This window comes from Massilia sp. BHUDP2, from assembly GCF_046236355.1.
GTDB lineage: Bacteria > Pseudomonadota > Gammaproteobacteria > Burkholderiales > Burkholderiaceae_D > Telluria > Telluria varians.
This window is the reverse complement of sequence record NZ_JBJUVW010000001.1, coordinates 1,395,881-1,416,015: the sequence shown is the minus strand read 5'-3', so window position 1 is coordinate 1,416,015 and position 20,135 is coordinate 1,395,881. Positions and strand designations below refer to the sequence as shown.

Annotated in this window: 22 protein-coding genes and 1 tRNA gene; all 23 read right to left on the bottom strand. The window is 63.7% G+C overall.

Annotation, left to right across the window (positions count from 1 at the left end; all coding sequences use genetic code 11):
- Window positions 1-3: 3 nt before the first annotated feature.
- Entirely contained in the window at window positions 4-312 is a 309-nt protein-coding gene (locus tag ACK6C6_RS06370) for a hypothetical protein (protein WP_409266443.1), read from the bottom strand.
- 4 nt (window positions 313-316) lie between these two features.
- Window positions 317-1,570, bottom strand: a complete 1,254-nt coding sequence (locus ACK6C6_RS06365) for an MFS transporter (protein ID WP_409266442.1) — start codon at window positions 1,568-1,570, stop codon at window positions 317-319.
- A gap of 79 nt (window positions 1,571-1,649) precedes the next feature.
- The gene (gene ispF, locus ACK6C6_RS06360) at window positions 1,650-2,168 is read right to left on the bottom strand and encodes a 2-C-methyl-D-erythritol 2,4-cyclodiphosphate synthase (RefSeq protein ID WP_027863866.1); all 519 of its coding nucleotides are present in this window, start codon (window positions 2,166-2,168) and stop codon (window positions 1,650-1,652) included.
- Between the two features lie 6 nt (window positions 2,169-2,174).
- A complete protein-coding gene (gene ispD, locus ACK6C6_RS06355) occupies window positions 2,175-2,927 on the bottom strand; it encodes a 2-C-methyl-D-erythritol 4-phosphate cytidylyltransferase (RefSeq protein WP_409266440.1) in 753 nt (250 codons plus the stop codon).
- A complete protein-coding gene (locus ACK6C6_RS06350; RefSeq protein ID WP_209585983.1) occupies window positions 2,924-3,622 on the bottom strand; it encodes a hypothetical protein in 699 nt (232 codons plus the stop codon). Before ACK6C6_RS06350 ends, ispD begins: the two co-directional genes overlap by 4 nt.
- A gap of 3 nt (window positions 3,623-3,625) precedes the next feature.
- Complete coding sequence (locus ACK6C6_RS06345; protein ID WP_209585982.1) at window positions 3,626-4,183, bottom strand: NUDIX hydrolase; 558 nt, start codon at window positions 4,181-4,183, stop codon at window positions 3,626-3,628.
- A gap of 32 nt (window positions 4,184-4,215) precedes the next feature.
- Window positions 4,216-4,542, bottom strand: coding sequence for a DUF2818 family protein (locus ACK6C6_RS06340; RefSeq protein WP_409266439.1), 327 nt, complete (start codon window positions 4,540-4,542; stop codon window positions 4,216-4,218).
- A gap of 13 nt (window positions 4,543-4,555) precedes the next feature.
- A complete protein-coding gene (nuoN, locus tag ACK6C6_RS06335; protein WP_409266437.1) occupies window positions 4,556-6,049 on the bottom strand; it encodes an NADH-quinone oxidoreductase subunit NuoN in 1,494 nt (497 codons plus the stop codon).
- Window positions 6,050-6,076: 27 nt separating this feature from the next.
- The gene (locus tag ACK6C6_RS06330; RefSeq protein WP_409266436.1) at window positions 6,077-7,576 is read right to left on the bottom strand and encodes an NADH-quinone oxidoreductase subunit M; all 1,500 of its coding nucleotides are present in this window, start codon (window positions 7,574-7,576) and stop codon (window positions 6,077-6,079) included.
- 37 nt (window positions 7,577-7,613) lie between these two features.
- Window positions 7,614-9,680: an NADH-quinone oxidoreductase subunit L gene (gene nuoL / locus ACK6C6_RS06325; protein ID WP_409266435.1), complete on the bottom strand. Its 2,067-nt coding sequence runs from the start codon at window positions 9,678-9,680 to the stop codon at window positions 7,614-7,616.
- Between the two features lie 39 nt (window positions 9,681-9,719).
- Complete coding sequence (nuoK, locus tag ACK6C6_RS06320) at window positions 9,720-10,028, bottom strand: NADH-quinone oxidoreductase subunit NuoK (protein ID WP_027863874.1); 309 nt, start codon at window positions 10,026-10,028, stop codon at window positions 9,720-9,722.
- Window positions 10,025-10,693, bottom strand: coding sequence for an NADH-quinone oxidoreductase subunit J (locus ACK6C6_RS06315; RefSeq protein ID WP_036205808.1), 669 nt, complete (start codon window positions 10,691-10,693; stop codon window positions 10,025-10,027). Before ACK6C6_RS06315 ends, nuoK begins: the two co-directional genes overlap by 4 nt.
- Window positions 10,694-10,710: 17 nt before the next feature.
- Complete coding sequence (gene nuoI / locus ACK6C6_RS06310; protein ID WP_027863876.1) at window positions 10,711-11,199, bottom strand: NADH-quinone oxidoreductase subunit NuoI; 489 nt, start codon at window positions 11,197-11,199, stop codon at window positions 10,711-10,713.
- 14 nt (window positions 11,200-11,213) lie between these two features.
- Entirely contained in the window at window positions 11,214-12,302 is a 1,089-nt protein-coding gene (gene nuoH / locus ACK6C6_RS06305) for an NADH-quinone oxidoreductase subunit NuoH (RefSeq protein WP_409266433.1), read from the bottom strand.
- Entirely contained in the window at window positions 12,302-14,644 is a 2,343-nt protein-coding gene (gene nuoG, locus ACK6C6_RS06300; RefSeq protein ID WP_409266432.1) for an NADH-quinone oxidoreductase subunit NuoG, read from the bottom strand. The genes nuoH and nuoG overlap by 1 nt, the downstream gene beginning before the upstream one ends.
- Window positions 14,645-14,665: 21 nt before the next feature.
- A complete protein-coding gene (nuoF, locus tag ACK6C6_RS06295) occupies window positions 14,666-15,961 on the bottom strand; it encodes an NADH-quinone oxidoreductase subunit NuoF (RefSeq protein ID WP_036205801.1) in 1,296 nt (431 codons plus the stop codon).
- On the bottom strand, window positions 15,958-16,434 hold the full coding sequence (gene nuoE / locus ACK6C6_RS06290; RefSeq protein ID WP_036205799.1) for an NADH-quinone oxidoreductase subunit NuoE: 477 nt from the start codon (window positions 16,432-16,434) through the stop codon (window positions 15,958-15,960). Before nuoE ends, nuoF begins: the two co-directional genes overlap by 4 nt.
- 17 nt (window positions 16,435-16,451) lie before the next feature.
- Window positions 16,452-17,705 carry an NADH-quinone oxidoreductase subunit D gene (locus ACK6C6_RS06285; protein ID WP_409266430.1) on the bottom strand — a complete coding sequence of 418 codons (1,254 nt, stop codon included), beginning with the start codon at window positions 17,703-17,705 and terminating at the stop codon, window positions 16,452-16,454.
- The gene (locus ACK6C6_RS06280; protein ID WP_036205795.1) at window positions 17,705-18,301 is read right to left on the bottom strand and encodes an NADH-quinone oxidoreductase subunit C; all 597 of its coding nucleotides are present in this window, start codon (window positions 18,299-18,301) and stop codon (window positions 17,705-17,707) included. The genes ACK6C6_RS06285 and ACK6C6_RS06280 overlap by 1 nt, the downstream gene beginning before the upstream one ends.
- 15 nt (window positions 18,302-18,316) lie before the next feature.
- The gene (locus ACK6C6_RS06275; protein ID WP_036249088.1) at window positions 18,317-18,793 is read right to left on the bottom strand and encodes an NADH-quinone oxidoreductase subunit B family protein; all 477 of its coding nucleotides are present in this window, start codon (window positions 18,791-18,793) and stop codon (window positions 18,317-18,319) included.
- 3 nt (window positions 18,794-18,796) lie between these two features.
- On the bottom strand, window positions 18,797-19,156 hold the full coding sequence (locus ACK6C6_RS06270) for an NADH-quinone oxidoreductase subunit A (protein WP_027863883.1): 360 nt from the start codon (window positions 19,154-19,156) through the stop codon (window positions 18,797-18,799).
- Window positions 19,157-19,338: 182 nt separating this feature from the next.
- A tRNA-Leu gene (locus tag ACK6C6_RS06265) sits at window positions 19,339-19,423 on the bottom strand.
- Window positions 19,424-19,646: 223 nt separating this feature from the next.
- Complete coding sequence (secG, locus tag ACK6C6_RS06260; protein ID WP_409266429.1) at window positions 19,647-20,135, bottom strand: preprotein translocase subunit SecG; 489 nt, start codon at window positions 20,133-20,135, stop codon at window positions 19,647-19,649.

The following is a 20,135-nucleotide window of genomic DNA, read 5'->3' as shown; positions in this document are numbered from 1 at the left end:
GTGCTAGATGCGCAGGCGCCTGCGCTCTTCCAGGAAGCGCTTGAGCTGGGCCGGTTTCATCACGACCACCGGATCGCCATGCCATACGAACAGGAAAGGCTCGCCGCCCAGGCGGTCGGTGAGCTTGGCCGACACCAGGAAGCGCGTGCCGACCGGATAGCGTTCAGGATCGCTGAGCGCGCGCGCGCAGTGCACGCGCAGGGAGGTCGCGTAGGCCTGCCCCGAAACCGGACGGATGCGTACCCGGCCGCTGCGCGGATCGACAGCCGACTCGACGGCCACCTCGCGATAGTTCCATGCTTCGCGCGCCATCCGTTCAGCCTTTCGCGGCCGCCGGCGCCGGGCGTACTAGCTTCGCCTCGCGGATCGGCAGGTTGATGAGCGCGGCCGCCAGCGCCAGCAGGATGTCGGCGTACCACATCCAGGTGTAGTCGCCGAAGCGCACGAACGACAGGCCGCCCAGCCAGGCGCCGAAGAAGCCGCCGATCTGGTGCGACAGCAGGGTCAGGCCGAACAGCGTCGCCAGGTAGCGCATGCCGAACAGCTTGCCCACCAGGCCGGCGGTGGGCGGCACGGTGGCCAGCCAGGTGAAGCCGAGGGCGCCGGCGAACAGGTAGAAGGTCAGCGCCGTCTTCGGGGCCAGCAGGTAGAGCACGATCAGCACGGCGCGGCTGGCATAGATGATGGCCAGCAGCGACTTCATGCGATAGCGGCTGGCGAGTATGCCGGCGGCGAGGCTGCCGCCAATGTTGAACAGGCCGATCAGGGCCAGCGCGGTAGCCGAAACGCCGGCGGGCAGGCCGCACAGCGCGACTTCCTGCGGCAGGTGGGTGACCAGGAAGGCGATATGGAAGCCGCAGGTGAAGAAACCCAGGTGCAGGCACAGGTAGCTGCGGTCGACCATGGCCTGGCGCAGCTGCTGGCCGAGCGTGATGCCCGGCGCCGACGGGGCGGCCGCTGCGGCAGGGCCGGCAGCCGGCAGCGCAAGCGCGGGCTTGCGGCGCATGCCGAGCGCAAGGGGAATCGTCAGCAGGGTCGCGGCCGCCATCGTCAGCATCGCCATCACCCAGCCGGCGCCGGCGATGATCGCCCCCATCAGCGGTGCGAATACGAACTGGCCGAAGGAGCCGCCTGCATTGATGAAGCCGGACGCGAAGGCGCGGCGTTCCGGCGGCAGGCGCTGGGCGGTGGCGCCGATCAGGATCGAGAAGCTCCCTGCCCCTGCCCCGGCGGCGGACAGGATGCCCATGGTGAGCAGCAGGCCCCACTCGGAATCCATGAAAGGCGTGGCGGCGGTGCCCGCGGCGAGCATGATGCCGCCGACGACGATGACCCTGGCTGCGCCGTACTTGTCGGCGATGGCGCCGAACACGGGCTGGGATGCGCCCCACATGAGCTGGGCCACGGCCATCGCGAAGCTGATGCTGGCCACGCCGAGGCCGGTGGAAGTGTTGATCGGCGACAGGAACAGGCCCGTGGTCAGGCGGGCGCCCATCGTGATCATCAGGATGGTACTGGCGGCCAGGATCAGCATCCAGGCCGCGCGCGGCGTCATCGTCTCTTGATTCATGTGCGCCTCCTCGGCCGGGCGAAGTGCCCATCGAAGGGATTATAGTGCATATGCACGCACATGTCAGAGATGCATTATATCAGCCCGGTTCGACGGCGCGGATCAGCATCGCGACCGACTCCGCGGCCATGCCCTCCTCGCGCCCGAGGAAGCCCAGCTTCTCGTTGGTCTTGGCCTTGATGTTGACCTGCTGCGGCGACACACCCAGGTCTTCGGCGATGCGCGAGACCATCTGCGGGATGTGCGGCGCCATTTTCGGCTGCTGGGCGATGATGGTGGCGTCGATGTTGCCGATCGTGTAGCCGGTGGCCACCACGCGGTGCGCCACTTCGCGCAGCAGCGTGCGCGAGTCGGCGCCGGCGAACATCGGGTCGGTGTCCGGGAAATGCTTGCCGATGTCGCCCAGGGCCGCCGCGCCGAGCAGCGAATCGATGATCGCGTGCAGCAGCACGTCGGCATCGGAATGGCCGAGCAGGCCGAGGCGGTGCGGGATGGTCACGCCGCCGACGATGAGCTTGCGCCCTTCGACCAGCGCGTGGCAGTCGTAGCCGGTTCCGATGCGGAATGGCGGGGTGGGATTCCAGGATGCTTGTGTCATGGTCGTTCAGTTCGCTTCGTTGTTTGGATCGGTTCGGTAGGCTGCCAGGTACATCTCGGCGATCCGGATATCGGCAGGCAGCGTGACCTTCAGGTTGCGGGGATGCCCTTCCACCAACTTGGGGGCCAGTCCCAGCGCTTCAACCGCGCTGGCGTCATCGGTAATCGCCGACGGGTCGGTCGCCGCGTCGAGCGCCCGCAGCAGCAGCTGGTAGCGGAACATCTGCGGCGTCTGCGCCAGCCAGAGTCCGTCGCGCGAGACCGTCGCAAGGGATGAAGCCCCCGCGCCCGCGCTGCTGCGCTTGACCGTGTCGACCACGGGCAGGGCCAGCAGTCCGCCGGCCGGGTGTTCACCCGTTTCGACGATCAGGCGCTCGATCAGTTCCGCATCCAGGCCGGGCCTGGCCGCGTCGTGCACCAGGATCCAGTCGTCGAGCCCGATGCTGCCGTGCAGCGCGCGCAGGCCGTTGCGGATCGACTCCATGCGGGTGGCGCCGCCGCAGCGCAGGACGGTCACGCCGCTTGGCGGCACGACTGCATCGATGAGCGGGTCGTCGGCGCTCACCACCACATAGGTATGCGCGATCAGGGGACTCGAGCGGAAGGCGTCGAGCGTGTGGCGCAGCATGGGCTTGCCGCCGATCTGCAGGTATTGCTTGGGACTGTTCGCTCCCATGCGTGCGCCGACCCCGGCCGCGGGGAGCAAGGCGAAATAGCGTTGCGGATACTCTGACGGTTTTGCTACTGCCGGGTTTGTCATTTTTGCTTGCTTCGTTGTAAAGGGCCAAGCAAAGACTGTACCTCACCTCCGCAAACCTTGCCGAGACGGGCATATTCCTGCGGCGAATCGATTGCCGCCTGCAAGGCTTCGACCTTCGCCATCTCGCTTTTAATATAGGGCATCCAGCCGCGGTCGATTTCGCGCTGAAGCAGGCTTTGTGCCTGGCCGATGCGCGCATACAGGGGCTTGTCCTCGAAACGCCGCGCCAGCGCCAGGCGCACCCGGGCTTCGGCCTTGGGCAGGTAGTCGAGGTAGGTGTTCAGGTGGCGCATCTCGTGCGCCAGCACTTCTTCGTAGGCGCAGGAACCGGGCCGGAACTCGCGGCTGATGTAGACCACGATCGGCGGGTAGTAGAGCTTGATGTCGATGTGCGGCGCGATGCATTCGTAACCGCTGGCCTCGTCCGCCAGCAGGCGCCCGCCGACGTTGATGCTCACGCGCGACTCGGTGCGGGTCAGGCCCAGCACCAGCTGCCCGGGCCGCGCCCGGCCCTTCATCGCCGTCAGCGCACGGGCGCCGACGGTGTTGTCGATCCGGAAACCGTTCTGGGTACCGGTCAGCACCGACAGGCTTTCGCCGATCGTGTCCTCGCAGCGCGCCTGGAACTCGGTACGCGCCGCCGCCGTGGCCGCCAGCGCCCAGCACCACAGCACGAGCGCCAGCACAGCTCGCATATCTCAGGCGGGACTCCAGGCGCCGGACAGGATCTTCTCGAGCCAGAAGCTGCCGATGATGGTCTTCACGTCGGTGATCTCGCCGCGCCTGACCATCTCGAGCAGCTCGGGCACGGTAGCGCTGAAGGTTTCGAGGAACTCGCCCTCGTCCAGCTTCTGTTCGCCGGCGCTCAGGTCTTCGGCCAGGAACAGCTCGAGGTGCTCGTCCGAATAGGCGATGGCGTTGTGGATGGTGCAGACGAAGCGCCACTTGGCGGCCGTGTAGCCGGTCTCTTCTTCGAGCTCGCGCTTGGCGCAGGCCAGGTGGTCCTCGCCCGGATCGATCTTACCGGCCGGGAATTCGATGAAGACCTGGGAGTTCGGATAACGGAACTGACGCTCCAGCAGCACGCGGCCGTCGGGCAGCAGCGGCAGGATGACCACTGCGCCGGGATGGCGGATGAATTCGCGCTGGGTGATGGAACCGTCGGGGAGCTTGATGCGGTCGTTCTCGACCTTCAGGAAGTGGCCGTCATAGACGACGCCGCCGTCGATGCGGGTCTCGCGTAAATCTGACACCATGCGGTCTCCAGTTGCTACTGCGTTACAGGAAATCAGGCGCGGCGTTTGCGCAGGTAACGGAAGACGAAACCGGGGAACGCCAGCACCAGGAACAGGCAGCCGGTGATCGCATAGAACTCCCAGTTCTGCGCGAACACGCCGCCGATCCGGGATTCCAGCATGCGAGCCAGGAAGCCGACGACGAAGTATAAAACAATTAACTCTAACAGGCGCAGCGGGAAGGACTTCGTGCGCGGGCCGTCACCGGCGCTGCTGGTCTTCAGGGGTACAAGACCGAACACGCGCTCGGTGAGGAAAGGCAGGTTGGCGGCCGCGAGCGAGATCGCGACCACCAGCCAGGCAGCGAGGGAGGAATCCACCCGGCTTGCCTGATTACTTGGCGAGGGTTGCCTGCATCGCGGTGTAGCACACCGCCAGCAGCCAGCCCGGGACGATACCCAGCACCACCACGGCCACGCCGTTGATCGACATCACGGCGCGCATGTCGGCCGAGGTGTTGATCGGGGCGGTGTCCGCTGCCTCGTCGAACCAGATGGTCTTGACGATGCGCAGGTAGTAGAAGGCGCCGATCAGCGAGAACAGCACGGCCACGACCGACAGCCACACCATGCCCGCGTTCACGACAGCCTGCAGGACCGCCCACTTGGCCATGAAGCCCACCATCGGCGGCACGCCGGCCAGGGAGAACATCAGCACGGTCATCACGACCGCGAACCATGGCGAACGCTTGCCCAGGCCCTTGAAGTCGGCGATGGTCTCGGCCTCATGGCCGGCACGCGCCAGCATCATGATCAGGCCGAAGCTGCCGACCGTGGTCAGGACGTAGGTGATGGTGTAGTACATCGCGGCGCTGTACGAAGCGGCGGCATTGCTGCTGTCGCCGTCGACGATGCCGGTCATCATGGCCAGCACCACGAAGCCCATCTGGGCGATGGTCGAGTAGGCCAGCATGCGCTTGATGTTGGTCTGCGCGATCGCGGTGATGTTACCCACGGCCAGCGACAGCACGGCCAGCACCAAGAGCATCTGCTGCCAGTCGAAGGCCATGCTTGGGAGGCCTTCGACCAGGATGCGGATCACCATGGCGAAGGTCGCCAGCTTCGGTGCGCCGCCCAGCAGCAGGGTGACCGCGGTCGGGGCGCCCTGCACCACGTCCGGGACCCACATGTGGAACGGGACCACGCCCAGCTTGAAGGCCAGGCCGGCAACGACGAACACCAGGCCGAACACCAGGATGTTGCGGTTCGCATCGACCGCGGCGCTGGCCTGGTTGATGGCGGTCAGGTCGAGCGAGCCGGTGGCGCCGTAGATCATCGACATGCCGTACAGCAGGAAGCCCGAGGACAGCGCGCCCAGGATGAAGTACTTCATCGCGGCTTCGGTCGAGATCGCGTGGTCGCGGCGCAGTGCCACCAGCGCGTACAGCGACAGCGACATCAGTTCCACGCCCAGGTAGATCGACAGCATGCTGTTGCCCGAGATCATGATCATCTGGCCGAGCATCGAGAACAGCGCGAGCACGTAGAACTCGCCGCCCAGGTTACCGGACATCATGGCGCGGTCTTCCGCGTACTGGCGCGAATACACCAGGGTCATCGCGGTGGCCACGTAGGTCACCAGCTTGAGCAGGTTGGACATCGGGTCCGACACGTACATGCCGTTGAAGGTGTACACGGTCGCGCCGGTACCCATGTCGGCGAAGGTCAGCACGCCGCAGCCGGCGATGGCCATCAGGCTGAGCGCATACGTCAGGTTGCGCTTGCCCGCCTTCATGTACATGTCGATCAGCAGGATCGCGGAAGCCGCGATCAGCAGGAAGATTTCGGCATAGACCGGCGCCAGGTTGGCGTCGGTTGCCGCTAACATTGTGGAGTTCATTTCGTTCATGTCAGTTTATTGAGGCAGTTTGCCGGCTGCGACGTGCTGCAGCAGGTCGGTGACCGACACCTGCAGCGTCTCGGCGATCGGCGCCGGGTACAGGCCCATCACCAGGGTAGCGATGGCCAGCACGCCGAGGATGGCGAACTCGCGGCCGTTCAGGTCGGTCAGCTCGGCCACGTGCTTGTGCACGATCGGGCCGAACACGACGCGCTTGACCATCCACAGCGAGTAGGCGGCGCCCAGGATCAGGGCGGTGCCCGAAGCCACGCCGGTCCAGAAGTTGAACTCGACGGCGCCCAGGATGACCATGAATTCGCCGATGAAGCCCGAGGTGGCCGGCAGGCCGGCGTTGGCCATCGAGAACAGCACGACGAAGGCGGCGAATTTCGGCATGGTGTTGACCACCCCACCGTAGTCGGCGATTTCACGCGAGTGGACGCGGTCGTACAGCACGCCGATGCACAGGAACATCGCGCCCGACACGAAGCCGTGCGAGATCGACTGCATCAGGCCACCCTGCACGCCCAGGTCGTTGAACATGAAGAAGCCCAGGGTGACGAAGCCCATGTGGGCGATCGACGAGTACGCGACCAGTTTCTTCATGTCCTTCTGCACCATCGCCACCAGGCCGATGTAGATCACGGCGACCAGCGACAAACCGATGACGACCGGCGCCAGGTACTGCGAGGCGTCCGGGGTGATCGGCAGCGAGAAACGCAGGAAGCCGTAGGCGCCCAGTTTCAGCATGATCGCGGCCAGCACCACGGAACCGCCGGTCGGCGCTTCCACGTGGGCATCCGGCAGCCAGGTGTGCACCGGCCACATCGGAACCTTCACGGCGAAGGCCATGAAGAAGGCGATGAAGATCAGGATCTGCTCGTTCATCGTCAGCGGCAGGCGGTGCCACTCGAGGATGTCGAAGCTGCCCGACTGGTTGTACAGGTAGATGATCGCGACCAGGGTCAGCAGCGAGCCGAAGAACGTGTACAGGAAGAACTTGAATGCCGCGTACACGCGATTCGGGCCGCCGAACACGCCGATGATGATGTACATCGGGATCAGGGTGGCTTCGAAGAAGAAGTAGAACAGCAGACCGTCCAGCGAGGCGAACACGCCGATCATCAGGCCCGACAGGATCAGGAAGGAACCCATGTACTGCGCCACGCGCTCTTCGATCACCTGCCATGCCGCCAGCACCACGATGATGCTGATGAAGGCGGTCAGCGGGATGAACCACAGCGACAGGCCGTCGACGCCCAGCTTGTAGAACACGTTGAAGCGTTCGATCCAGGCGGCCGACTCGTAGAACTGCATGCCGTGGGCGCCATTGTCGAAGTTCATGATCAGCGGCAGCGTCGGCAGGAAGCTGACGACGGCGCCGACCAGGGACAGCAGGCGGACGAAACCGGCGTTCTTGTCACGGCCGACCGCCAGCACGATCATGCCGAACAGGATCGGGAGCCAGATCGACAGGCTCAGGTAAGGAGGAAATGTAGAAATTGACTGCATCATTTTTCGCTTTTCGCTTTTTCTCTTATCTGTGCCTGCATTAAGCGCGCCAGAACGGGAAGAACCACAGCAACGTTGCCAGCACGCCGACGATCATCACGAATGCATAGTGATAGATGTAGCCCGTCTGGAAGGTACGGGTGATCGTCGAGAACCAGCCCACCAGTTTGGCCGAACCGTTGACCAGCAGGCCGTCGATCAGGCCGCGGTCGCCCACTTTCCACAGGCCGCCACCGACGGCGCGCGCGCCACCGGCGAACACGACTTCGTTGAACTTGTCCATGTAGTACTTGTTGTCCAGCAGGGTGTGCAGGAACTTGAACTTGGCATAGAACCAGGCCGGAACGCGTGGGTTGACCATGTAGCAGTAATAGGCAGCAACGACGCCCGCCAGTGCCAGCCAGAACGGTGCGGTCTGCAGGCCGTGGATCGCCATTGCGCCGGCGCCGTGGAACATTTCGTTCAGCTCGGCCATGGCCGGGTGGCTCGGGTTGACGTAGATCACGTCCTTGAAGAAGTCGCCATGCAGCATCGGGCCGATGGCCAGGTAGCCGATGATGACCGACGGGATCGCCAGCAGGATCAGCGGCAGGGTCACGACCAGCGGCGACTCGTGCGGCTTGTCGCCCGGCTGCAGGCCATGGTGATGGTGGTCGTCGTGGCCGTCGTGCGCGTCTTCTTCGTTATGCGCATCCGAATCGTGGCCATGGCTGTGCGGCTGCGGCTTGTTCCAGCGCGATTCGCCATGGAACACCAGGAAGTACATGCGGAACGAGTAGAAGGCGGTCACGAACACGCCGGCCAGCACGGCGAAGTTGGCGAAGCCGGCGCCCGGCAGGTTCGAGGCGTGCACCGCTTCGATGATCGAGTCCTTCGAGTAGAAGCCCGAGAAGAACGGGGTACCGATCAGGGCCAGCGAGCCCAGCAGCGAGGTGATCCAGGTGATCGGCATGTACTTGCGCAGGCCGCCCATGTTGCGCATGTCCTGGTCGTGGTGCATGCCGATGATGACCGAACCCGCGCCGAGGAACAGCAGCGCCTTGAAGAAGGCGTGGGTCATCAGGTGGAACACGGCCACCGAGTAGGCCGACACGCCCAGCGCGACGGTCATGTAGCCCAGCTGCGAAAGCGTGGAATAAGCAACAACGCGCTTGATGTCGTTCTGGATGATGCCCAGGAAGCCCATGAACAGCGCGGTGATCGAGCCGATCACGATGATGAACGAGAGCGCGCCGTCCGACAGTTCGAACAGCGGCGACATGCGCGACACCATGAAGATGCCGGCGGTAACCATGGTTGCAGCGTGGATCAGCGCCGAGATCGGGGTCGGGCCTTCCATCGAGTCCGGCAGCCAGACGTGCAGCGGGAACTGCGCCGATTTACCCATCGCGCCGATGAACAGGCAGATGCAGGCGGCGGTCAAGAGAGGCCAGCCGATGCCCGGCACGGTCATGCCGGCCAGCTTGTCGGCCTGCGCGAACACCTCGGTGTACTGCATGGTGCCGGAAGCGGCCAGCAGCAGGCCGATGCCCAGGATGAAGCCGAAGTCGCCCACGCGGTTGACCAGGAAGGCCTTCATGTTGGCGAAGATCGCGGTCGGACGGGTATACCAGAAGCCGATCAGGAGGTACGAGACCAGGCCCACCGCTTCCCAGCCGAAGAACAGCTGCAGGAAGTTGTTGGACATGACCAGCATCAGCATCGCGAAGGTGAACAGCGAGATGTACGAGAAGAAGCGGTTGTAGCCTTCGTCCTCGGCCATGTAGCCGATCGTGTAGATGTGCACCATCAGCGACACCGAGGTCACCACGCACATCATCATTGCCGACAGCGTGTCGATCTGGAAGCCGACAGCCAGCTTGAGCGTGCCGACGGTCATCCAGGTGTAGATGTCTTCATTGAAGCTCGCGCCGTCGAGCACGGCCATCAGGGTCTGGACCGAGATGATCAGCGCGATCAGCACGCCCAGGATGGTCGCGGTGTGCGACACCTTGCGGCCGACCACATTGCCGAAGAACTTGGTGCCGAGCAGGCCGGCGACCGCCGAGCCCGCCAGCGGCGCCAGAGGCACCGCCAGTAACATTGAGGAAGAGAGTTGCCCCGCCATTGTTGAACCTTAATCGTTATTGTTAATCAGCCGAGACCATCAGCCCTTCAGGCTGTCGAGGTCTTCCACATTGATCGTGTCCAGGTTACGGAACAGGACCACCAGGATCGCCAGGCCGATTGCCGATTCGGCGGCCGCGACGGTCAGAATGAAGAACACGAAGATCTGCCCCGCCGCGTCTCCGAGGTAATGCGAGAACGCGACGAAGTTCAGGTTCACCGCCAGCAGCATCAGTTCGACGGCCATCAGCAGGATGATGATGTTCTTCCGGTTCAGGAAGATGCCGATCACCGAGATCGCGAACAGGATCGCGCCCAGGATCAGGTAATGTGCGAGCGACAAAGTCATGGTGCCTCCTTCGGTGCAGCTGCTGCCGCTGCTGCAGCTGCTTTTTCCGCGGCTGCTGCATCGATGGCGCGCTGGTTGACCGCATCCATCTTGACGATGCGCAGGCGGTCGTTACGCTTGACGCGGACGGCGGCGCCCGGGTCGATTGCTTTGGTGTCCTTGCGCTTGCGCAGGGTCAGGGCGACTGCGGCGATGATCGCCACCAGCAGGATCACGGCGGCGATTTCGAAGCCGTAGATGTACTTGGTGTAGATCAAGAGGCCCAGTTCCTTGGTGCCGCCGATGTTCAGGGCGGCAGCCTCGGCCGACAGGTCGGTCTGGCTGTACGAACGGTACAGCACGGCGGCCATCTCGAGCACGATCAGGGCGCCGATACCCGAGGCCAGCGGCAGGTAACCCCAGAAGCCCTCTCGCATGCGGTCGATATTAATGTCGAGCATCATCACGACGAAGAGGAACAGCACCATCACGGCGCCGACGTAGACCAGCACCAGCACGATGGCCAGGAACTCGGCCTTCAGCAGCAGCCAGATGCCGGCCACGTTGAAGAAGGCCAGCACCAGGAACAGCGCGGCGTGGACCGGGTTCTTGGTGGTGATGACGCGCAGTGCGGCCAGCACCGTGATGGCCGCGAACGCGTAGAACAGGAAAGTGGTGAATTCCATGAATTGACAGCCTCTTCTTATCGGTACTTCGCGTCCGCTTCGCGGGCGGCGGCGATGTCGTTTTCGTAGCGGTCACCGACGGCCAGCAGCATCTCTTTGGTGTAGTAAAGATCGCCGCGCTTCTCGCCGTGGTATTCCAGCACGTGGGTTTCCACGATCGAGTCGACCGGGCAGGACTCTTCGCAGAAACCGCAGAAGATGCACTTGGTCAGGTCGATGTCGTAGCGCGTGGTGCGGCGGGTGCCGTCCTCGCGCTGCGCCGATTCGATCGTGATCGCCATCGCCGGGCACACTGCCTCGCACAGCTTGCACGCGATGCAGCGCTCTTCCCCGTTGGGGTAGCGGCGCAGGGCGTGCAGGCCGCGGAAGCGGTTCGACATCGGCGTCTTCTCTTCCGGGTACTGGACCGTGATCTTGCGCGACAGCGCGTACTTGCCGGTCAGGGCCAGGCCCTTGAAGAGCTCGGACAGCATCAGGCTGCCGACAATTTCTTTAATCCGATTCATTTTCGTTTGATTCCTTACTTCACAGGCATCCAGATGTTCCACGGCGAGTGCATCCAGATCGCGACCACCACCAGCCAGAACAGGGTCAGCGGGATGAACACTTTCCAGCCCAGGCGCATGATCTGGTCATAGCGGTAACGCGGGAAGGTGCCGCGGACCCAGATCATGGTCGATACCAGCATGAACATCTTCAGGAACAGCCAGAAGAAGCCGCCGATCGCGCCGAATTCCAGGAAGCCGAACGGTGCCGACCAGCCGCCCAGGAACAGGATCGCTGCCAGGGTCGAGATCAGGATCATGTTGGCGTATTCGGCCAGCATGAACATCGCGTAGGACATGCCCGAGTACTCGACCATGTGGCCGGCGACGATCTCCGACTCCCCTTCCACCACGTCGAACGGGTGGCGGTTGCATTCGGCCAGGCCGGACACGAAATAGATGACGAACAGCGGCAGCAGCGGCAGCCAGTTCCACGACAGGAAGTTCAGGCCCATGTCGGCGAAGGTGCCGACCTGCTGGCTGGTGACGATGTCGGTCATGTTCAGGCTGCCGGTGACCATCAGCACCACGACCAGCACGAAACCGATCGGGATTTCGTAGGAGATCATCTGGGCCGAGGCGCGCATCGCGCCCAGGAACGAGTACTTCGAGTTCGAAGCCCAGCCGGCGATGATGACGCCGTAGACTTCCATCGAGGTGATCGCCATCAGGAACAGCAGGCCGGCATTGACGTTGGCCAGCGCGGCTTGCGGGCCGAAGGGCACCACCGCCCAGGCGGCCAGCGCCGGCATGATGGTCATGATCGGACCGATCACGAACAGGCTGCGGTTGGCCTTGGCCGGGATGACGATTTCCTTGAGCAGCAGCTTGACCGCGTCGGCGATCGGCTGCAGCAGGCCGCCCGGACCCACGCGGTTCGGGCCGACGCGGATCTGGATCCAGCCGATCAGCTTGCGCTCCCACAGGGTCAGGTAGGCGACCAGACCCATCAGCGGCAGCAGCACCACGAGGATCTTCATGACGGTCCAGGCCAGCGGCCAGACCGGGCCGAGCAGGTCAGCCCCGCCGGCGTTCAGCGTATCGATAAAACCGGGCGTTGCCATTATTTGCCGCCTCCTACCTGTTCAACTGCTTTCTCAACATTGATCTCACCGAACATCGCGCCGAGCGTAGCAACGGCCGGGTGGCCGGCGGCCACGCGCACTGCGTTCGACGGCAGGCGTGCATCCACGTTGGCGACCAGCACGGCGCTGCCCGAACCCTGCGACACGCGGACCGAGTCGCCGGCCGTGACGCCGATCTGCTCGGCCACGGCCTTGGACAGGGTCACCAGCGGCGCATTCGCGTCGGCGGTGCGCTGCAGCGGCTCCGAACGGCGCGCCAGCGCGTCGGTGAAGTAGATGCCGACGTCGGCGACGCGCTCGAGCTGGCCGGCCGGTGCATACGAACCAGCGGCCGGCGCCAGGCGCGCGACGTTGTTCAGCTTGGCGGACAGGTCGGTGACGCCCTTGCCGATGGCTTCGTCGCGGATCGATTCCGAAGTCTCGTAATCGAAGCCCGACAGGCCCAGCAGGTTGCCCAGCACGCGCAGCACTTTCCAGGCCGGACGGGTCTCGCCCAGCGGCTTGACGGTGCCGTTGAAGCTCTGTGCACGGCCTTCGCAGTTGACGAAGGTGCCGGCGGTCTCGCTGAACGGCGAGATCGGCAGCAGCACGTCGGCGAAGTCCATGCCGTGCTTGAAGGCCGACATGGCGACGACCATTTCGGCGCCGTCGAGAGCGGCCCTAGCCTGCTGCGGGTTGGCCGCATCCAGTTCCGGTTCCGCGTTCAGCAGCACGTAGGCCTTCTTCGGCGATGCAAAGACGGCTTCGCCCTTGCCCGTCGCGCCGACGATGTGGCCGCCGACGGTGTTGGCGGCGTCGACCAGGTAGCCGAAGGAGCAGCCGGTCTGCTCGGCGATCCACTGCGCGGCGGCGTGGATCTTCGAGGCTTGCGGGTGGTACGAAGCAGCGTTACCCAGCAGGACGGCGCCCGGGGTGTCGACACCGACCAGGGTCGCGGCGATGGCCTTGCCGCCTTCGCTCGGTTCGACATTCCCGAAGCCGGCCGGGGCTGCGACGTCCTTGGCCAGGGCCACGGCAACGACGACTTCCGACAATGCGGCCAGCCAGTCGCTCGGTGCGGCAACCATCTTGTTCGCCACCGGCATCAACAGGTCGTCGTCGCTCGCGCCCAGCAGCGACAGCTTGGCGCCGCCCTTGGTGGCGGTACGCAGGCGGGTCGCGACCAGCGGGTGGTCCTTGCGCAGGTTGGAGCCGATGACGAAGGCGCGCTTCAGTTGCGAGAAGTTCGCGATCGGCATGCCCAGCCATGGGGTGACCTGGCCGTCCAGGGCGAAGTCGCTCTGGCGCAGGCGGAACTCGATGTTGTCCGAGCCAATGCCGCGGGTCATCTTGTTCAGCAGGTACAGTTCTTCCAGGGTCGAGTGCGGGGTCGCGACGGCGGCGATGCTGTCGGCGCCGTGCTCGTGGCGGATGTTACGCAGGCCGTGGGCCACGTATTCCAGCGCGGTCTGCCAGTCGGTTTCCTGCCACACGCCACCCTGCTTGATCATCGGTTGGGTCAAACGGTCGGCGTTGTCCAGCGCCTCGTACGAGAAGCGGTCCTTGTCCGACAGCCAGCATTCGTTGATGGCTTCGTTTTCCAGCGGCAGCACGCGCATGACCTTGCCGCCCTTGACCTGGACGATCAGGTTCGAGCCGAGCGAGTCGTGCGGCGCGATCGACTTGCGGCGTTGCAGTTCCCACGGACGGGCCGAGTAGCGGAACGGCTTGCTGGTCAGGGCGCCGACCGGGCACAGGTCGATCATGTTGCCCGAGACTTCCGAGTCCACGGTCTTGCCGACGAAGGTGGTGATCTCCGAATGCTCGCCGCGGCCGACCATGCCGAATTCCATCACGCCGGCCACTTCCTGGCCGAAGCGCACGCAGCGGGTGCACTGGATGCAGCGCGCCATCTCTTCCATCGAGATCAGCGGGCCGGCCTCTTTCGGGGCCACCACGCGCTTCTCTTCTTCGTAGCGCGAGTTGCTCTTGCCGTAGCCGACGGCCAGATCCTGAAGCTGGCATTCGCCGCCCTGGTCGCAGATCGGGCAATCCAGCGGGTGGTTAATGAGGAGGAACTCCATCACCGACTTCTGTGCCTGCACGGCCTTGTCGCTGTGGGTGCGCACGATCATGCCCGGCGAGACCGGGGTGGCGCAGGCCGGCAAGGGCTTGGGCGCCTTCTCGACTTCGACCAGGCACATGCGGCAGTTCGCTGCGATCGACAATTTCTTGTGATAGCAGAAGTGCGGGATATAGGTCCCGAGTTTGTTTGCGGCGTCCATCACCATGGAACCTGGTGCGACTTCGACTTTTTTGCCGTCTAATTCAATTTCAACCATTTGATCGTTACCTGACCTGGTTTAAAGGTATGCGGGCACGAGGCAGTGCTTGTGCTCGATGTGATATTCGAATTCCTCGCGGAAGTTCTTGATCATCGCTTCCACCGGCATCGCGGCGGCGTCGCCCAGCGCGCAGATGGTGCGGCCCTTGATGTTGCCCGCGATGTTGTTCAGCAGGTCCATGTCTTCCGGACGACCCTTGCCGTTCTCGATGCGGTGGACCATGCGGTACATCCAGCCGGTGCCTTCACGGCACGGGGTGCACTGGCCGCAGGATTCTTCGTAGTAGAAGTACGAGAGACGCAGCAGCGACTTCACCATGCAGCGGGTCTCGTCCATGACGATCACGGCGCCCGAACCCAGCATCGAGCCGGCCTTGGCGATCGAATCGTAGTCGAGGTCGGTATCCATCATGACCTCGCCGCGGATCACCGGCGCCGACGAACCGCCCGGGATGACCGCCTTGATCTTCTTGCCGCCACGCATGCCGCCGGCCAGCTCCATCAGCTTGGCGAACGGGGTGCCCAGCGGAACCTCGTAGTTGCCCGGACGCTCGACGTCGCCCGAGATCGAGAAGATCTTGGTGCCGCCGTTGTTCGGCTTGCCGAGGGCCATGTAGTTTTCCGGGCCCATGTTCAGCAGGAACGGAACCGCAGCGAAGGTCTCGGTGTTGTTGATCGTGGTCGGCTTGCCGTACAGGCCGAACGAGGCCGGGAACGGCGGCTTGAAGCGCGGCTGGCCCTTCTTGCCTTCGAGCGACTCGAGCAGCGCGGTTTCTTCGCCGCAGATGTAGGCGCCGTAGCCGTGGTGGGCATGCAGCTGGAACGAGAAGTTCGAGCCCATGATGTTATCGCCCAGGAAGCCGGCGGCGCGCGCCTCTTCCAGCGCTTCCTCGAAGCGCAGGTATTCCTGGAAGATCTCGCCGTGGATGTAGTTGTAGCCCACGGTGATGCCCATCGCGTAGGCGCCGATGGCCATGCCTTCGATCAGCGCGTGCGGGTTGTAGCGGATGATGTCGCGGTCCTTGAAGGTACCCGGCTCGCCTTCGTCGGTATTGCAAACCAAGTATTTCTGGCCAGGGAACTGGCGCGGCATGAAGCTCCACTTCAGGCCGGTCGGGAAACCGGCGCCGCCGCGGCCGCGCAGGCCCGATGCCTTCAGGTCGGCGATGACCTGTTCCTGGGTGACGCCGCCTTCGAGGATCTTGCGCAGGGCCGAATAGCCGCCGCGCTTGACGTAGTCTTCCAGATGCCAGTTTTCGCCGTTCAGATCCTTGAGGATCAGCGGATTGATGTGACGGTCGTGCAGGCTGGTCATTTGTTCAGTTCCTCAAGCAGGGCGTCGATCTTCTCGTCGCTCATGAACGAGCACATGCGGTGGTTATTCACCAGCATCACCGGTGCGTCGCCGCAGGCGCCCATGCACTCGCCTTCCAGCAGGGTGAACTTGCCGTCGGCGGTGGTTTCTCGGTAGTCGATACCGAGTGCGTCCTTGATGCGCTGGCCGGCGCGCTCGCCGCCCGACAGGGCGCACGGCAGGTTGGTGCAGACCGTGATCTTGGCCTTGCCGACCGGCTTCAGGTTGTACATGTTGTAAAAGGTCGCGACTTCCTGCACGGCGATGGCCGGCATGCGGATGTAGTCGGCGATTTCCTGCATGGTTTCCGGCGACAGCCAGCCCAGTTCGACCTGGGCGTGGGCCAGCGAGGCCATCACGGCCGACTGGCGTTGATCGGCTGGGTACTTGGCCAGCTCGCGATCGATTTTCTTGTAGGTTTCCTGCGATAACATAATTCTTTCCTACCCTCTTAGCGGTCGATACTGCCGAACACGATGTCCTGGGTGCCGATGATGGCCACGGCGTCGGCAATCATGTGGCCGCGCGACATTTCGTCGAGGCTCTGCAGGTGGACGTAGTCCGGGGTGCGGATCTTCAGGCGGTACGGCTTGTTGGCGCCGTCCGACACGATGTAGATGCCGAACTCGCCCTTCGGGTGCTCGATCGCCGCAAACGCCTCGCCTTCCGGCACGTGGAAGCCTTCGGTGAACAGCTTGAAGTGGTGGATCAGCGACTCCATGTTGGACTTCATGTCCATGCGGTTCGGCGGCACGATCTTGTGGTTGTCGATCATGACCGGACCCTGGTTCACGCGCAGCCAGGCGATGCACTGCTTGATGATGCGGTTCGCCTGACGCATTTCCTCGATGCGCACCAGGTAGCGGTCGTAGGAGTCGCCATTGGTGCCGACCGGGATGTCGAACTCGACCTTGTCGTAGGCCGCGTAGGGCTGGGTCTTGCGCAGGTCCCAGGCGATGCCCGAGCCGCGCAGCATCGGGCCGGTGAAGCCCATGGCCAGTGCGTCTTCCGGCGAGACCACGCCGATGCCGACGGTACGCTGCTTCCAGATACGGTTGTCGGTCAGCAGGGTTTCGTATTCGTCGACATAGCCGTCGAAACGCTTGGTGAAGGCTTCGATGAAGTCGAGCACCGAACCCTGGCGGTCGCGGTTCAGGTCGTCGATCGCCTTCTTCGAGCGGATCGGCGATTCGCGGTGCTGCGGCATGCGGTCCGGCAGGTCGCGGTACACGCCGCCGGGACGGTAGTAGGCCGCGTGCATGCGCGCGCCCGAGACCGCCTCGTACACGTCGAACAGGTCTTCGCGGTCACGGAAGGCGTACAGGAAGGGACCCATGGCGCCGATGTCGAGCGCGTGCGCGCCCAGCCACATCAGGTGGTTCAGGATACGGGTGATCTCGTCGAACATCGTGCGGATGTATTGCGCGCGGATCGGCGCTTCGACGCCCAGCAGCTTTTCCACAGCCAGCACGTAGCCGTGCTCGTTGCACATCATCGACACGTAGTCCAGGCGGTCCATGTACGGGACCGACTGCAGGTAGGTGCGGGTCTCGGCCAGCTTCTCGGTGCCGCGGTGCAGCAGGCCGATGTGCGGGTCGGCGCGCTGGATCACTTCGCCGTCCAGCTCCAGCACGAGGCGCAGCACGCCGTGCGCTGCCGGGTGCTGCGGACCAAAGTTCAGGGTGTAATTCTTAAGCTCAGCCATTATTTCGATGTCCCGTAGGTTTCTTCACGGATCACGCGCGGGATGTTCTCGCGCGGCTCGATCGTCACCGGTTGGTAGATCACGCGTTTCTGTTCAGGGTCGTAGCGCATTTCGACGTAGCCCGTGATCGGGAAGTCCTTGCGGAACGGATGGCCGATGAAGCCATAGTCGGTCAGGATGCGGCGCAGGTCGCCGTGGCCGTCGAACAGGATGCCGAACAGGTCGAAGGCTTCGCGCTCGAACCAGTTGGCGGCGCGCCAGATCGGCGTGATCGACTCGACCATCGGCATGTCGTCGTCCGCGCAGAAGGTGCGCACGCGCACGCGCCAGTTGTTGGAAACCGACAGCAGGTGGACGACCACCGCGAAGCGCGGACCGTCCCAGGTGCCTTCACCGTACTGGGAATAGTCGACGCCGCACAGGTCGATCATTTGTTCGAAGCGAAGCGCCGGGTCGTCGCGCAGCGCCTGCATCGTCTTGATGTAGTCGGCGGCCTTGACCACCACAGTCACTTCGCCCAGCGCCTGCTTGATGGCAGCGCCCTCGCCCAGTGCATTTTTCAGGGCGAGTTCAAGGGTTTCGAGTTTCGTCGTCATGGTGTTTCGCTGTTCTTAGCGCGCGATGGTGTTGGTGCGCTTGATCTTGTTCTGCAGCTGCAGGATGCCGTACAGCAGTGCTTCCGCGGTCGGTGGGCAACCCGGCACGTAGACATCGACCGGCACGATGCGGTCGCAGCCGCGCACCACCGAGTACGAGTAGTGGTAGTAGCCGCCGCCGTTGGCGCAGGACCCCATCGAGATCACCCAGCGCGGTTCGGCCATCTGGTCGTACACCTTGCGCAGGGCGGGAGCCATCTTGTTGCACAGCGTGCCGGCGACGATCATCACGTCGGACTGGCGCGGAGACGGGCGGAACACAATGCCAAAACGGTCGAGATCGTAGCGGGCAGCGCCCACATGCATCATCTCGACCGCGCAGCATGCCAGACCAAACGTCATCGGGAACATCGATCCCGTGCGGGCCCAGTTGATCAGCTTGTCGGCTGTGGTGGTAATGAAACCTTCGTTTAATACGCCTTCAATTGCCATGGCTTATTCCCAATCAAGGGCACCTTTCTTCCAGATGTACCAGAAGCCCACGATGAATTCGGCGATGAACACCATCATCGTGATGAAACCGGTCCAGCCCAGTTCGCGCATCGAGACGCCCCATGGGAAGAAGAATGCCGTTTCCAGATCAAACAAAATAAACAGGATCGCCACCAGGTAGTAGCGAACGTCGAACTTCATGCGCGCATCTTCGAAGGCTTCGAAGCCGCATTCATACGGGGACAGCTTGGCTGCGTCGGGACGGTGCGGACCAAGGATGCGGCCGAGCACCTGCGGAGCGACACCGACGCCGATGCCAACCAGGATAAAGAGAAGAACGGGGAGATAATTTTCGAGGTTCACGTGAAGCCTATTTGAACGATCGGTTAATGAAACACTGCAGGGCTGCAGCGCCGAGTCGCGCGAACCTGGCCGGAGGGGAACTCCGTTGAATGCCACCAGGACCGTACAACTGATCCTCGTGAAAAAGCCAGCTCAGGCAGGAGAGCGATCGCTCATGCGCCCTTGCTGGCTCTTTCGTATATTGGTGCCGACGGCGAGACTCGAACTCGCACAGCTTGCGCCACTACCCCCTCAAGATAGCGTGTCTACCAATTTCACCACGTCGGCTGGAGACCAGTATTTTACCCTGCTTTAGCACTACTTTTCAATGCACAAATTGCGCTATCACAAGGAAATTACGCAATTACTCAACATTTCTTTTGATGCTAGCCATCTTACGGCAGGGTTGGCAGCTTAAAGGGCCGCCCATCCTTTACAACAATGCGTCCCTGCCCGATAGCGAGGCGCATTCTACTCCTAATCTGGAACGGGCGTGCGGCCCGCATCCCGATTACTTGGTCGGAGCCGGTGCAGGCGCGGCAGGCGCGGCTGCGGCCGGGGCCGGGGCCGGAGCGGCTTCGCCCGGCGCCGCAGGAACGGCAACGCCCGGGGTCTGCGGGATGTCGTTGGCCGGAACGGCGGTGGTCGGGCCGGCGTTCGGGCCTGCGCCCGGGACGTCGCTCGGAATGCCGGTGGCCGGCGCCTGCGAGGAAGGCACGGTGACGCGCTCCATCACACCGCCATCGGTGCCGGCGGCGGTGCTGCCATTGCTGTGCCAGGCCAGCGCCAGGGTCGATGCGAAGAACACGGCGGCCGCGACGGCGGTCGACTTCGACAGGAAGTTCGACGAGCCCGAGGCGCCGAACAGGCTGCCCGAGGCGCCCGAGCCGAAGGCCGCGCCCATGTCGGCGCCCTTGCCGTGCTGGACCAGCACCAGGCCGATGATGGCCAGGGCAGAAATAACCTGCACAACAATAATCAGATTGAACACGGTGTTCAT